Below are 13,573 nucleotides of genomic sequence, written 5' to 3' on the forward strand. Positions count from 1 at the left end.
CGCCCAGGACTCACCGGATGGGGTGGCGCTTCCTTCGCTGGATGGCTCACGCCGTCGCCACGCGCGGTCGCATGTGCCGCTCGGGTCATTCACGGGAGGGGCATGAGGGTGGCGGCACCTATCCGGGCCCGCGAATCCCTAGTCTGCTATGCGCAAGAGGGAGCAGAATGCCCATTTTCGGGCTGTTCCCTTCGTTCTCAGAGGGGTGCAGCTTGGATCTCCATGGATTCCTGAAGGCTTTCGTCAGGCGCTGGCCGACCGTCGTGGTCTGCCTGGTGCTCTCGACCGGGGCGGCAGTCGCCGTGACGTGTCTGAGCACCCCCGTCTACGAAGCCAGGACCCAGCTCTTCGTCGCCACCCGCACCGGTGAGGACACGGCCCAGCTGAACCAGGGTCAGAGTTTCTCGCAGGCGCGGGTGCAGTCGTACGCCGCGATCGTGGCCACCCGTCAGGTCACCGAGCCCGTGGTGAGGGAGCTGAAGCTGAGCACCACGCCCGAGGAGCTGGCATCGCGGATCACAGCCGTCGCCCCGCTCAACACGGTGCTCATCGACATCTCCGTGCAGGACACCGCCCCTCGGCGGGCGGCGCGCATCGCCAACGCCGTGGCCGAGCGGTTCAGCACGGTCGTCGAGCGGCTGGAGACGCCCAAGCAGACCGCCGGGTCTGCCCCGGCTCGGCCCGGGAAGCGCCGCGCGAACGCACCGGCCACGTCACCCGTCTCACTGGGCGTCACACAGCAGGCCGTCGCCCCGACCCGGCCGGTCTCGCCCCGCCCGCTGCTGAACCTGTCCGCCGGGATCCTCGGCGGCCTTCTGCTCGGCGCCGGGATGGTCACCCTGCGGGAGACCCTGGACACCACGCTCAAGACCAGCGAGGCGCTGGGCGAGTTCACCGCGCTGCCCGGCCTCGGCACCATCCCGTACGACAGGAACACCCCCAAGCGGCCGCTGGTCACCGCCGACGGACACTCCAAGCGCGCCGAGGCCTTTCGCAAGCTGCGCACCAATCTGCAGTTCTCGCAGGTCGACGACCGGCCCCGGATCATCGTGGTGACCAGTTCGGTGCCCGGTGAGGGCAAGACCAACACCGCGGTGAACCTGGCTCTCTCGCTCGCCGAGGCCGGCGTGTCCACGTGCCTGGTGGACGGCGATCTGCGCCGCCCGTGCGTGGCCTCGACCTTCGGTCTGGTCCAGGACGCCGGTCTGACCACGGTGCTCATCGGGCAGGCCCGCCTCGAGGACGTGATGCAACAGGCCGAGGGGCGGCTGGCGGTTCTCGCCAGCGGGGCCGTGCCGCCGAACCCCACCGAGCTGCTCGCCTCGGCGCGCATGCAGGAGGTGCTGCGCGAGCTGGCGGAAACATACGAGGCGGTGATCGTCGACACCGCGCCGCTGCTGCCGGTCGCGGACACCGTCGGACTCGCCTCGCTCGCCCAGGGCGCGCTGCTCGTGGTACGCGCCGCCAGGACCACCCGGGACCAGGTGCGTACCGCCGCGGCGTCGCTGGAGCGCGTGGGCGTCCGGGCCCTCGGCACCGTCTTCAGCATGGCGCCGGTCCCCAAGGGCGATCGCTACGGAACCTACGGCCGGTACGGCGAGCTGCCCGCTCCCCGCGCCTCGGCCACCGAGGAGGAGACCGGCGAGCCCGCCGGCGCGAGCGGCGCGGGCCGGAGGTGACCCGCGTCCTGTTCGTCTGCACGGGCAACGTGCACCGCTCGGTGCTCGCCGAACGGCTGCTGGCCGCGAGACTCCGGCCCGGCTCGGCCGTGCGGCCGGAGAGCGCAGGCACGGAGGCCTGGCCCGCCTTCGGCATGAACGCCTCCACCAAGGAGGTGCTGGAGAAGCTGGGCGGTGACGGCTCGGGCTTCTCGGCCCGCCCGCTCACCGCGCAGCTCGTCGCGCAGGCGTCGCTGGTCCTCGGGCTCGCACGCGAGCACCGGGAAGCCGCCGTGCGCCTGGTGCCGTCGGCGCTGCGGCGGTGCTTCACTCTGAAGGAGTTCGTGCGGCTCGCCACCGGGGAGGCCGGCCGGGTGCGCAGCGGCGGGCAGGGCCGGGCGGACCATGGGAGCGCTGAGGCCGTGGTGGCGGCCGCGGCTGCCCGCCGGGGCATCGCCGCCCCGGTCCCGCCGGCCGGGGACGACTTCACGGACCCGGTGGGAAGGCCCTGGGACGTGCTGTACGGGTGCGCCCGCGAGATCGACGACGAGGTCGGTGTGCTCGCCGCGCTGCTGGAGGGCGGCCCGCTGCCGCCGCGTCAGTTTCCCCCCAGGTGAGTGGGCGCGAACATGCGCAGCACCGCCGGGAGCACGACCACCGAGGGGCCCGGTTCCGCCAGGGACTTGGCGAGGTCGGCCTCCAGGGTCTCGGGGGACGTGCGGACCCCGGGGACGCCGAAGGACTCCGCCAGGGCCACGTAGTCGGGGCGGGTGAGCTCCGTCGCCGTGGGCCGGCCGAAGGCGTCGGTCATGTACTCGCGGAGGATGCCGTAGCCGCCGTCGTCGACGATCAGCCAGGTGACGTTCAGGTCGTACTGGCGGGCCGTGGCCAACTCGGCGATCGAGTACAGGGCGCCGCCGTCGCCGGAGACCGCCAGCACCGGGCGGGTGGGGTCCGCGGCCGCGGCGCCCAGGGCCGCCGGGAAGCCGTAGCCGAGGCCGCCGGCGCCCTGGGCCGAGTGCATGGTGTTGGCGCCGCGCGGATCGAAGGCGGACCAGGCCCAGTAGGCCAGGATCGTCATGTCCCAGAAGGACGGGGCGTGCGCGGGCAGGGCGCGCCGGACCGCGGCCAGCACGTCCTGCTCCAGGGTGAGTTCCTGCGCCGCGATGCGGTCGCGCACCTTGGCCAGCAGCTCCCGTACGCGCTGCTCGGCGCCCTCGTCCGCGCGGTCCTCGACCGTCTCCAGCAGGGCCTGCAGTGCAAAGCGGGCGTCGGCGTGGATGCCCAGTGCCGGGTGGTTGGACTCCAGCTTGCCGGCGTCCGCCTCGATCTGGATCACCCGGCCGCGTGGCCTGAACGTGTGGTAGTTCGAGGACAGTTCGCCGAGGCCGGAGCCGACGACCAGCAGGACGTCCGCGTCCTCCAGGAAGTCCGTGGTGTGCCGGTCCTCCAGCCACGACTGGAGGGACAGCGGGTGCTCCCAGGGGAACGCGCCCTTGCCGCCGAAGGTGGTCACCACCGGCGCGTTCAGCCTCTCGGCCAGCGCCAGCAGTTTGCCCGAGGCGTCCGCCCGGACCACCCCGCCGCCCGCGATGATCGCCGGGCGGGCCGCCGTCGACAGCGACTCGGCCGCCAGCGCCGTCAGTTCGGGGCGCGGCGGCAGTTCCTCCGGAGTGGCGTCCATCGCCGTCACCACCGGCAGCCGCGCCTCGGCCAGCAGCACGTCCTGCGGGATCTCCACCCACACCGGGCCGTGCGGCACGGTCAGCGCCGACTTCCAGGCGGCGGCGATCGCCGAGGGGATCTGGGACTGGGTGCGGACCGTGTGGACCGACTTCACCACGCCCCGGAACGCGGCCGCCTGGTCCGGCAGTTCGTGGAGATAGCCGTGCCGGCCGCCGCCGAGTCCGGCCGTCGGGACCTGGCTGCCGATCGCCAGGACCGGCGCGGAGGCGGCCGCCGCCTCCTGGAGGGCGGCCAGGGAGGTGAGGGCTCCCGGGCCGGTCGACAGCAGCAGGGGCGCCGCCTCGCCCGTGATACGGCCGTACGCGTCCGCCGCGAAGCCCGCGTTGTTCTCCACCCGCAGGCCCACGTACCGCAGGTCCGAGCGGCGCAGCGCGTCGAACATGCCGAGGGCGTGCTGGCCGGGCAGGCCGAAGACGGTGGTCGCGCCGAGCCCGGCCAGGGTCTCCACGACCAGGTCTCCGCCGATGCGGCCGGGGGGAGGATTGAGGGCGGCCTCCTTCTGGGCGGGCGTCGGGCGGAGTACCAGGTCGTGGTCGTGGGTCACTGGTGCTCGGTCTCCTCGGGGGTCGTGCGCGGGAGTTACGCGGTGCGGGCCGCGGCGATCTGGCGGGTCATGATCGTGGTCAGCTCGTACGCCGTGTGGGAGGCCGCCACCGACGTGATCTCGGCGTGGTCGTAGGCGGGCGCCACCTCGACGACGTCCGCCGAGATCAGGTTGCAGGACGCCAGGCCGCGCAGGATCTCCAGCAGTTCGCGGGAGGTCATGCCGCCGGCCTCGGGGGTGCCGGTGCCGGGGGCGTGCGCCGGGTCGAGGCAGTCGATGTCGATGGAGATGTACAGCGGGCGGTCGCCGATGCGCTGGCGCAGCTGGTCGGCCACCTCGTCGGCGCCCCGGCGGTAGATGTCCGCGGAGGTGACGATGCCGAAGCCCATCTTCTCGTCGTCGGTGAGGTCCTGCTTGCCGTACAGCGGGCCGCGGGTGCCGACGTGGGAGAGCGCCTCGGTGTCGAGGATGCCCTCCTCGACCGCGCGCCGGAACGGGGTGCCGTGGGTGTACTCGGCGCCGAAGTAGGTGTCCCAGGTGTCGAGGTGGGCGTCGAAGTGGAGCAGGGCGACCGGGCCGTGCTTCTTGGCGACCGAGCGCAGCAGCGGCAGCGCGATGGTGTGGTCGCCGCCGAGGGTCATCAGGCGGGCGCCGGTGCCGAGCAGCTCGTCCGCGGCGGCCTCGACGGTCTCCACGGCCTCGTTGATGTTGAAGGGGTTGACGGCGATGTCACCGGCGTCCGCGACCTGGGCGAGCGCGAACGGGGACGCGTCCTGCGCCGGGTTGTAGGGGCGCAGCAGCCGGGACGCCTCGCGGATGGCGTTGCCGCCGAAGCGGGCGCCCGGCCGGTACGAGACGCCGGAGTCGAACGGCACGCCCACGACGGCGACATCGGCGGCGCCGACCTCGTCGAGGCGGGGCAGCCGGGCGAAGGTCGCGGGACCGGCGTACCGCGGGATGCGGGAGGAGTCGACGGGACCGCGGGGCGTCTCGCTGCTGCTCATGGTGAAATGCCTTCTTCCTTGCGCTTGGTCGCGCATGTACTGCTTTCCGTACGACTCTACTGGTGAGCCGGGACCGGTTCGGACGCGAGTTCGGGGGTCCGCCCGGCGAGGCGCTCGCGCCAGGCGGCGAGGACGGCCGCGTCGGTCGGCTTCGTCGCCAGGGAGACGGCGACGTAGGCGGCCAGGGAGGACAGCAGGCCGTAGTAGACGGGCTCGTTGGCGAGGATGCCGTACGTGGCCATCAGGCCGATGACCGCGAGACCGCCGACGATCACGGAGGCCAGCGCGCCGTGCACGGTGCCGCGCTTCCACAGCAGACCGCCGAGGATCGGCACGAGCAGCCCGCCGACGAGCAGGTTGTACGCCACGGTCAGCGCCTCGACGACGTTGTTGAGCGCGATCGCCGTGCCGATCACGGCGAGGCCCATGATCAGGATGAACACACGGTTGCCCTTGACCTCGTCGTGCTCGCCCCCGTCGGAGGCGCGCCGGGTCAGGCCCCGCAGCCGGGACCAGATGTCGTTGTTGGCGACGGTGGCGCAGGCGATCAGCGCGCCCGAGGAGGTCGACATCACGGCGGCCAGGGCGGCGGCGAGCACCAGGCCGCGCACCCCGACGGGGAGTTCGTTCTTGACGATGGTCGCGAAGGCGTCGTCGGCGCTGCCGAGCTTGGGGTAGAGCACCTTGGCGGCGGTGCCGATGACGGCGCCGGCCAGGGCGTACGCCAGGCAGTAGGTGCCGGCGACCGTGCCGCCCCACTTCGCCGTGGTGTCGCTGCGGGCGGTGAACACGCGCTGCCAGATGTCCTGGCCGATGAGCATGCCGAAGGTGTAGATCAGGACGTAGGTGAAGATCGTCTCGCCGCCGATGCCCAGCGGATCGAAGTACTCGGTGGGCAGCTTGGCCTTCATCTCGGAGAAGCCGCCTGCCTTGACGACCGCGATGGGCAGCAGGAGCAGCAGCACGCCGATCGTCTTCACGACGAACTGCACCATGTCGGTCAGCGTGATCGACCACATGCCGCCGAGGGTCGAGTACGCGACGACGATCGAGCCGCCGAGGACGATCGCGAGGGTGCGGTTCATGTCGAACAGCACGTCGAAGATCGTGGCGTAGGCGATGGTGGACGTGACCGCGAGCATGAGGGTGTACGCCCACATGACCACGCCGGAGATGACGCCCGCCCGGCCTCCGTAGCGCAGGTCGAGCATCTCGGAGACGGTGTAGACCTTCAGCCGGGCTATGCGGGCGGAGAAGAAGACGGACAGGGCCAGCAGACCGAGGCCGATGGTGAACACCATCCAGGCGCCGGAGAGGCCGTACTGGTAGCCGAGGCCCACGCCGCCGATGGTGGACGCGCCGCCGAGGACGATCGCCGCCATGGTGCCGGAGTACATCGCGGGCCCCAGGCGGCGGCCCGCCACCAGGAACTCGCTCTTGGACCTGGCGCGGCGCATGCCCCACCAGCCCACGGCCAGCATCCCGGCCAGATAGACGACGATCACTGTGTAGTCGACGGCCATGGGCCCTCCTTCGCGCGCAATCCGGTGGCGTGTCGTGCAGGTACGTGGGGGGTTCCTGGAAACGTGGGGGGTTCCTGGAAACAGGGACACCGGCAGCGGTTCGCGGGGACATCCGCCCGTACCCACGGCCGCCGGTCTGCGCTTGACCCTAGGTGGCCGGAAAGCGACTGCGAAGTGTACGTTTCATCCATTCGAGCGGAACCGGATGGAGGGAGTGCACATGCCGGACCCGGCCGCCCCGGCGGTCCCGCCGACCCCGCCGGTCCCGCTGGCGGCGCTGCTGGCCCGCGAGGACCTGGGCCTGCGCCGGATCGCGGGGCCGGCGGACCCCGCCACCGTGATCCACTGGGCGCACACCTCGGAGATGGCCGACCCCTACCCGTACCTGCTGGGCGGCGAGCTGCTGCTGACGGCGGGCGTGCACGTCCCGGGGGCGGCGGTCTCGGACGGGGGTCCCCCCTGCACCAGCGAGGCCGAGCGCTTGGGGGACTACTTCGACGGCTACGTCGCGCGGATCGTGGCGGCGGGCGGCGCGGCCCTCGGCTTCGGCCTGGCGCCGGTCCACGACACGGTGCCGCGCGCGCTGGTGGAGGCCTGCGACGCGCAGGGGCTGCCGCTCCTGGAGGTCCCCCCGCAGACCACCTTCTCGGGCGTGGCCCGGGCGGTCTGGCAGCTGATGGCCCAGGCCCGGCTGGCCGAACTGCGCCGGGTGACCGAGGCCCAGCGGAGTCTGGCCGTCGCGGCCTCCCGGCCCGACCCCGTGCCCGCGGTGCTGCGCCAGCTGGCCCGGCGGGTGGCGGGGCGGGCGGTGCTCTACGGACCGGACGGGACGGAGATCGCGGCGGCGGGCCGGGAGCCGGACAAGGAGGTACGGCAGGCCCTGGCCGGCCTGGCCCAGGTGGTACGCCCCACGGCCCCTGACGGCACCGCACCCTCCCGGCCCAACGACACGGCACCTTCCCGGCCCGACGGCACCACACCCTCCCCCTCCGGCAGCCCCGCCGCCGCGCCCGCCGACCGTTCCGCGGCCTCCCCCAAGGACCGCCCTGGCGCCTCGTCCGCCGACCGTCCCGCGGCCTCCACCACGGGCCGCCCTGGTTCGCCCACCAGCCGGCCTGCCGTGTCCCTCACCGGCCACCCCGCTGCCCCGTCCCCCGCCGGCCGTCCCGTCGCCTCGCCCGGCGGCCGCCCCGCCGCCTCGCCCACCACCGGGCGCACCACCTCGCCCTCCGCCGCCCGTCCCGTCCCCTCCTCCGCCACCGACACCGTCCCCGGCGGTCATCTCTCCGCCTACGCGCTCGGCGCCGGCCAGGGCTTCGTGCTCGGGGTGGCCGCCGCGCGGCGGGAGCCCGGCGACCACACCGTCGTGTCCGTCGCCGCCGTCCTGCTCTCCCTCCTCACCGGCGAGCACCAGAGCGCCACGGGCGCCGCGCGCTCCTCGGCCCTGGTCCGGCTGCTGCTGGGCGCACCGCCCGAGGACGTGGCCCCGCTGCTGGGGGCCGCGCAGTGGCTCGTCGTGCACGCCCGGCCCAACGCGCAGGCCCCCGACGCCGTGGCGGCCTCCGCGCTCGGCGCCGCCCTCGGCTCCGCGCTGGTCGACCTCGCGGACGAGGCCGTACGGGTCCTCGTCCCCGCCGGGCGGGAACCGGCCGCACAGCCCGGCTGGACCCTCGGCGTCAGCGCCGCCGTCGCCCCCGGCGACTGGCCGGCCGCCGACACCCAGGCGGCCCGCGCCCTGGCCCGCGCCCGCGCCACCCGCACCCCGCTGGTCCGGCACACCGCCCGGCGCGGCCTGGCCGACCTGGTCCCGCACGACGAGGCGGACGCCCACGCCCGCGCGCTGCTCGCCCCCGTCACGGCGGTTCCGGCGCTCACCGAGACCCTGCGCACCTGGCTGTCGCTGCACGGCAGCTGGGACCGCACCGCCGTCGCCCTGTCCGTGCACCGCAACACCGTCCGCCAGCGAGTCGCCCGCTGCGCGGCCCTCCTCGGCACCGACCTGGACGACCCCGACGTCCGGATGGAACTGTGGTTCGCCCTGGGGCGGATCTGACGGCGTGACCCGCGTCCCAGCGCGCCCCGCCCGGGACACGGGGACAGGCGGCTGCCCCACAATGGGAGCCATGCCGATACCCGGGACTCCCAGCCGCGCCGAGCTCGTCGACCACCTCGTCAGAACCCGTATCGCGGGCGACGTCGCCACCCCCCGCGAGAACAACCTCTCCCACTACCGCAAGCTGGCGAACGGCGACCGCAACTTCTGGCTCGGCCTGGAACTCGGCGACCGCTGGCGGGACGAGCAGGACGTGCTCGCCGTGATGGCGGAGCGGGTCGGCGTCAACGACGACCCGGAGCACCGGTACGGCCAGGACACCATCGACCCCGAGCTGACCGTCGACGCCCTGGAGCGGATGGCGGGGCGGCTGCGCAAGGCGGCCGAGGGGCGGCAGCGGGTGCTGTTCGCCACCGGCCACCCCGGCGGCCTGCTCGACGTCCACCGGGCCACGGCCGCCGCGCTGCGCGCCGCCGGCTGCGAGATCGTCGTGATCCCGGACGGGCTGCAGACGGACGAGGGGTACGTGATGCAGTTCGCCGACGTGGCGGTGCTGGAGCACGGTGCCACGCTGTGGCACACGCACTCGGGCGCGCCGATGCGGGCCGTCCTCACCGGCCTGGAGCGCGAGGGCCGCCCGCTGCCCGACCTGGTGGTCGCCGACCACGGCTGGGCCGGATACGCCGGGCAGCACGGAATCGACTCCGTCGGCTACGCCGACAGCAACGACCCGGCCCTCTTCCTCGCGGAGTCCGAGGGCACCCTCCAGGTGACGGTGCCCCTCGACGACCACGTGGTCAGCCCCCGGCACTACGACCCGATGACGGCGTACCTGCTGGAGCAGGCGGGGCTGGAGTGACCCCCGCTTCCTAGATCCCGGCGATCGAGGCGGGGGCGCGTTCGACGCGGGCGAGCCCCCGGATGACGTCGGCCGGGCCGTGGCGGCGGACCGCGAGGCGGGCCAGCAGGTCGACGACCGGGGCCGTCAGGTGCTCGGGGAACTCGGGCGCCGGCAGCCCCACGCTGCACGCCAGGTCGTCGGCGTGGACGACGAGTTCCATCAGCCGGGTGAGCAGGAAGTCGTCGAGGTCCAGGGACCACTCGCCCCAGGTGGGCACGTGGACCGGCCGTCCGGCGGGAGCCTCGGGCACGGCGGTGCGCAGCTTCCCGACCGCCTCGCGTACACGGGCGAGCAGGGCCGCGTGCCCGTCGGCCGCGGTGTCCTCGCCGCTCCGGCGGATCCGCGCGCTCACGGCGGCGTCGGGACCGGCGTCGAGCCAGATGACGCGCTCCAGGTAGTACTCCCGCAACGACACCACCTGTTCCGTGGGCACCGGCCGCGCGAGCAGGCCGGGCAGCTCCAGCTCCTGCCGGAACGTGTGCCCGGCGAGCCCTCGCACGCTGAAGTCCTTCAGCGCGCTGGGGTCGTTCCAGGCGTGGGCGACGGCGGGTTCGGCGAGCAGGTCGGCGACGCGTCCGGCCGCTTCCAGAAAGGCCGCCCGGACCCGTCCGCCCCGCCAGTTCCACGGCTCTTCGATGACTGTCATGTCCCTATCCAAGCGGGGGAACCGGTCACCGGGGAACCCGGACCACGCCCTCCTGGATCACCGAGATGGCCAGGCGGCCGTCCTGCGTGTAGATGCGGGCCTGGCCCAGGCCGCGGCCGCCGTGCGCCGACGGGGACTCCTGGTCGTACAGCAGCCACTCGTCGGCGCGGAACGGCCGGTGGAACCACATCGCGTGGTCGAGCGAGGCCCCGACCACGTCGCCGACGGCCCAGCCGCCGCGCCCGTGGGCGAGCAGGACCGAGTCCAGGAGCGTCATGTCGGAGACGTAGGTGGCGAGCACGACGTGCAGCAGCGGCTCGTCGATCGCGCCCGCCAGCTTGCCGTTGGTGCGGAACCACACCTGGGAGTGCGGCTCGCGCGGCTCGCCGAACCTGCCGTACGGCGGCTCGTCCACGTAGCGCAGGTCGACCGCCTCCCGCGCCTCCAGGAACTTCTCCACGACCGCCGGGTCGAGGTGACCGTAGTCGCGCAGGCGTTCCTGTGAGGTCGGCAGGGTGGCCGGGTCCGGGGAGGACGGCATCGGGGCCTGGTGGTCCAGGCCCTCCTCGTCCGTCTGGAAGGAGGCCGAGAGATGGAAGATCGGCTGCCCGTGCTGCACCGCCACCACCCGCCGGGTGGTGAAGGAGCGGCCGTCGCGGATGCGGTCCACGGTGTAGACGATGGGCGCGCCGGGGTCGCCGGGCCGCAGGAAGTACGCGTGCAGCGAGTGCGCGTGCCGGTCGGCCGGGACCGTCCGGCCGGCGGCGACCAGCGCCTGCGCGGCGACCTGGCCGCCGAAGACGCGCGGGACGACCGCCGAGCGGGACTGGCCCCGGAAGATGTCCTGCTCGATCCGCTCGAGGTCGAGCAGATCGAGCAGCGACTGAAGTGCCTGACTCATACGTCAGTTGTATCCTGCACCGGTTTCCGGGACCTTACAGCCCCATGTTCTTCGCGATGATCGACTTCATGATCTCGCTGGTGCCGCCGTAGATGCGGTTGACGCGGTTGTCCGCGTACAGGCGGGCGATCGGGTACTCGTTCATGTAGCCGTAACCGCCGTGCAGCTGGAGGCAGCGGTCGATGACGCGGTGCGCGACCTCGGTGCAGAACAGCTTGGCGCTGGCGGCCTCGGCGGGGGTGAGCTCACCGGCGTCCAGGGCCTCCGTGGCACGGTCGGCGACGGCCTCGGCGGCGTCCACCTCGGCCTGGCAGGCGGCCAGCTCGAACTTGGTGTTCTGGAAGTGGGCGACCGGCTTGCCGAAGACGGTGCGCTCCTGCACGTACTGCTGGGCGAACCGGACGGCGGCCTTGGCCTGGGCGTAGGCGCCGAAGGCGATGCCCCAGCGCTCGGAGGCCAGGTTGTGGCCGAGGTAGTAGAAGCCCTTGTTCTCCTCGCCGAGCAGGTCCTCGACCGGCACCTTGACGTCGACGAAGGCCAGCTCGGCGGTGTCGGAGGTGCGCAGGCCGAGCTTGTCCAGCTTGCGGCCGACGGAGTAGCCCTCGGACTTGGTGTCCACGGCGAAGAGGGAGATGCCGAAGCGGCGGTCCTCGGCGGTGGGAGCAGAGGTCCGGGCGCAGACGATGACCTTGTCGGCGTGCACACCGCCGGTGATGAAGGTCTTGGCGCCGTTGAGGACGTAGTGCGTGCCGTCCTCGGAGAGCTTGGCGGTGGTCTTCATGCCCGCGAGGTCGGAGCCGGTGCCCGGCTCCGTCATCGCGATGGCCCACATCTCCTCGCCGGTGACGAACTTCGGCAGGTAGCGCTTCTTCTGCTCGTCGGTGGCGAGCATCTTGATGTAGGGCAGGGCGAGCAGCACGTGCACGCCGGAGCCGCCGAACTGGACGCCCGCGCGGGCGGTCTCCTCGTAGAGGACGGCCTCGAACTTGTGGCTGTCCATGCCCGCGCCGCCGAACTCCTCGGGCACGTTGATGCCGAAGATGCCCAGCTCGCCGAGCTTGTAGTAGAAGTCGCGCGGCGCCTGGCCCGCGGCGAACCACTCGTCGTAGACGGGGACGACCTCGGCCTCGATGAAGGCGCGAAGGGTCTCCCGGAACGCCTCGTGATCCTCGTTGAACACCGTACGGCGCACGCCGCCACCTCCACGTACTTCGGCATGTCTGAGCATGTCTAAGCGCTTGCTCATGTCAACGTACCGGCGAGTAGGCGGAGGCGTCCAGAGGGGTCCGCGTAACGCTCGTCACCCTCGCCACGCCGCGCGGTCGCGGGCGGCACCCCATTCACCCGGCCGGCCGGGACACGGCCCCCGTACGGTCCGCCCCACCGGGCGCGCCCCTCCGGGCCCCGGCAGCCTGCGGAAAGTCCGGCTCACGGGCCTCGCGCAGGCTGCCGGGCAGCGATCGTAGGAAGGCCGCACGCATCTCGTCTCCCCGAAGGCCCCGGTGGCGGGGCGCCGTCGCCGCGACGGCGGCCGTGGCCGCGACACGCCGCCACCACACCTTCGAACAGCGGGCCATGCCCGGTCGGGCGACGTGGGCCGGTACTGGACCTGGCTCGCCGAGCCGTGCGCGACCTGGCCCACGCGGGCGGCCGACCGCCACACCGGACCGTGGAAACGGCCCGCCCCTCCCCTCCTCGCGGTCAACACCACGTTCGCCCCGGCCATCCCGTACCAGCAGGCGGTGGACCCGACCCGGCACCTGGCCGACGCCCGCCTCGTCACCGTGCGGGGCTACGGGCACACCACGCTGCTGAACCCCAGCTCCTGCGTCGGCGGCCACGAGGTCCGCTATGTCCTCTCCGGTGCCCTGCCGCCCCGCGGCGCCGTCTGCGGCCAGGACGTCCGGCCGTTCGCGCCGGACGCCCGCGCGCCCGGCAAGTGAGAGCGCCGCCCCGGCCCGCGTACTCCAGGGTGGCCGCCCTCAGCGCGCGTCAGTCGTCGCGGCCCGCGGCCGCGAACGCGCCCCGCGCCATGCGGTGCAGGAGCGTCGCCGTGGTCTGCCGTCCGGGCAGGGAGCCGGGGCGGCCCAGGTGCGGGGTGGAGTTGAGCAGACCGAAGACCGAGTGCACCGCCGAACGGGCGGCGGGCTCGGCCAGCGCCGGGTAGACCGCGCGCAGCACCTCCACCCACAGCTCGACGTACTGCCGCTGGAGCTGCCGCACGAGCTTGCGGTCGCTGTCCCGCAGGCGGTCCAGCTCGCGGTCGTGCAAGGTGATCAAAGGGCGGTCGTCGAGCGCGAAGTCGATGTGCCCCTCGATGAGCGAGTCGAGGACCGCCTCGGGACCGGCCCCCGCGCCTGCCTCCGCCAGGCGCAGCTTCGCTCCTGTCAGCAGCTGGCCGCTGATGCCCACCAGCAGCTCCGCGAGCATCGCGTCCTTGCCGGCGAAGTGCCGGTAGAGACCGGGCCCGCTGATCCCCACCGCGGCGCCTATCTCGTCGACCCCGACGCCGTGGAAGCCGCGTTCGGCGAAGAGCCGGGCGGCTTCCTTGAGGATCTGTTCGCGGCGGGTGGGGGCGTCGGTTCTGGTGGCCATGA

12 protein-coding genes are annotated in these 13,573 nt (G+C 73.3%); 5 read left to right on the forward strand and 7 right to left on the reverse strand.

What is annotated here, in order from left to right; all coding sequences use genetic code 11:
• Positions 1–212: 212 nt before the first annotated feature.
• Both ACF1A5_RS24155 and ACF1A5_RS24160 read left to right on the forward strand, forming a co-directional pair.
• Positions 213–1,679 (forward strand): polysaccharide biosynthesis tyrosine autokinase, encoded by a 1,467-nt coding sequence (locus ACF1A5_RS24155; RefSeq protein ID WP_392194946.1) that lies wholly within the window; start codon positions 213–215, stop codon positions 1,677–1,679.
• Positions 1,676–2,275, forward strand: a complete 600-nt coding sequence (locus tag ACF1A5_RS24160) for a low molecular weight phosphatase family protein (protein WP_392194947.1) — start codon at positions 1,676–1,678, stop codon at positions 2,273–2,275. Before ACF1A5_RS24155 ends, ACF1A5_RS24160 begins: the two co-directional genes overlap by 4 nt.
• Here ACF1A5_RS24160 and ACF1A5_RS24165 read toward each other — a convergent pair.
• Genes ACF1A5_RS24165 through ACF1A5_RS24175 form a run of 3 tightly spaced genes read right to left on the reverse strand, consistent with a single transcriptional unit; the run spans position 2,257 to position 6,475 of the window.
• A complete protein-coding gene (locus ACF1A5_RS24165; protein WP_392194948.1) occupies positions 2,257–3,948 on the reverse strand; it encodes a thiamine pyrophosphate-binding protein in 1,692 nt (563 codons plus the stop codon). The genes ACF1A5_RS24160 and ACF1A5_RS24165 overlap by 19 nt on opposite strands.
• A 35-nt stretch (positions 3,949–3,983) precedes the next feature.
• Positions 3,984–4,952 (reverse strand): agmatinase, encoded by a 969-nt coding sequence (gene speB, locus ACF1A5_RS24170; protein WP_392194949.1) that lies wholly within the window; start codon positions 4,950–4,952, stop codon positions 3,984–3,986.
• A gap of 56 nt (positions 4,953–5,008) precedes the next feature.
• The gene (locus ACF1A5_RS24175) at positions 5,009–6,475 is read right to left on the reverse strand and encodes a sodium:solute symporter (RefSeq protein ID WP_392194950.1); all 1,467 of its coding nucleotides are present in this window, start codon (positions 6,473–6,475) and stop codon (positions 5,009–5,011) included.
• A 220-nt stretch (positions 6,476–6,695) separates the two neighbouring features.
• Between ACF1A5_RS24175 and ACF1A5_RS24180 the strand changes: the two genes are divergently transcribed.
• Positions 6,696–8,528: a helix-turn-helix domain-containing protein gene (locus ACF1A5_RS24180; RefSeq protein ID WP_392194951.1), complete on the forward strand. Its 1,833-nt coding sequence runs from the start codon at positions 6,696–6,698 to the stop codon at positions 8,526–8,528.
• Positions 8,529–8,598: 70 nt separating this feature from the next.
• Positions 8,599–9,387, forward strand: a complete 789-nt coding sequence (locus ACF1A5_RS24185) for a phosphatase (protein WP_356192412.1) — start codon at positions 8,599–8,601, stop codon at positions 9,385–9,387.
• A gap of 10 nt (positions 9,388–9,397) precedes the next feature.
• Here the strand turns inward: ACF1A5_RS24185 and ACF1A5_RS24190 are convergent, their stop codons facing one another.
• The 3 genes from ACF1A5_RS24190 to ACF1A5_RS24200 are packed head-to-tail and all read right to left on the reverse strand — an operon-like array spanning position 9,398 to position 12,168.
• On the reverse strand, positions 9,398–10,075 hold the full coding sequence (locus tag ACF1A5_RS24190; RefSeq protein WP_392194952.1) for a maleylpyruvate isomerase N-terminal domain-containing protein: 678 nt from the start codon (positions 10,073–10,075) through the stop codon (positions 9,398–9,400).
• A gap of 25 nt (positions 10,076–10,100) precedes the next feature.
• Positions 10,101–10,976 carry an acyl-CoA thioesterase gene (locus ACF1A5_RS24195; RefSeq protein ID WP_392194953.1) on the reverse strand — a complete coding sequence of 292 codons (876 nt, stop codon included), beginning with the start codon at positions 10,974–10,976 and terminating at the stop codon, positions 10,101–10,103.
• A gap of 34 nt (positions 10,977–11,010) precedes the next feature.
• A complete protein-coding gene (locus ACF1A5_RS24200) occupies positions 11,011–12,168 on the reverse strand; it encodes an acyl-CoA dehydrogenase family protein (RefSeq protein WP_392194954.1) in 1,158 nt (385 codons plus the stop codon).
• Between the two features lie 400 nt (positions 12,169–12,568).
• On the opposite strand from ACF1A5_RS24200, the gene ACF1A5_RS24205 reads away from it, so the two are divergent.
• Positions 12,569–12,919 carry an alpha/beta hydrolase gene (locus ACF1A5_RS24205; RefSeq protein ID WP_392194955.1) on the forward strand — a complete coding sequence of 117 codons (351 nt, stop codon included), beginning with the start codon at positions 12,569–12,571 and terminating at the stop codon, positions 12,917–12,919.
• Positions 12,920–12,968: 49 nt separating this feature from the next.
• Here the strand turns inward: ACF1A5_RS24205 and ACF1A5_RS24210 are convergent, their stop codons facing one another.
• Entirely contained in the window at positions 12,969–13,571 is a 603-nt protein-coding gene (locus tag ACF1A5_RS24210) for a TetR/AcrR family transcriptional regulator (RefSeq protein WP_392194956.1), read from the reverse strand.
• Positions 13,572–13,573: the final 2 nt, after the last annotated feature.

Source organism: Streptomyces sp. NPDC014864 (genome assembly GCF_043081525.1).
Lineage (GTDB): Bacteria > Actinomycetota > Actinomycetes > Streptomycetales > Streptomycetaceae > Streptomyces.

Coding starts and splice junctions, on each gene's coding strand:
- speB (WP_392194949.1), bottom strand. CDS start 4,952: ATGAGCAGCAGCGAGACGCCCCGCGGTCCCGTCGACTCCTCCCGCATC.
- ACF1A5_RS24175 (WP_392194950.1), bottom strand. CDS start 6,475: ATGGCCGTCGACTACACAGTGATCGTCGTCTATCTGGCCGGGATGCTG.
- ACF1A5_RS24180 (WP_392194951.1), top strand. CDS start 6,696: ATGCCGGACCCGGCCGCCCCGGCGGTCCCGCCGACCCCGCCGGTCCCG.
- ACF1A5_RS24185 (WP_356192412.1), top strand. CDS start 8,599: ATGCCGATACCCGGGACTCCCAGCCGCGCCGAGCTCGTCGACCACCTC.
- ACF1A5_RS24190 (WP_392194952.1), bottom strand. CDS start 10,075: ATGACAGTCATCGAAGAGCCGTGGAACTGGCGGGGCGGACGGGTCCGG.
- ACF1A5_RS24195 (WP_392194953.1), bottom strand. CDS start 10,976: ATGAGTCAGGCACTTCAGTCGCTGCTCGATCTGCTCGACCTCGAGCGG.
- ACF1A5_RS24210 (WP_392194956.1), bottom strand. CDS start 13,571: ATGGCCACCAGAACCGACGCCCCCACCCGCCGCGAACAGATCCTCAAG.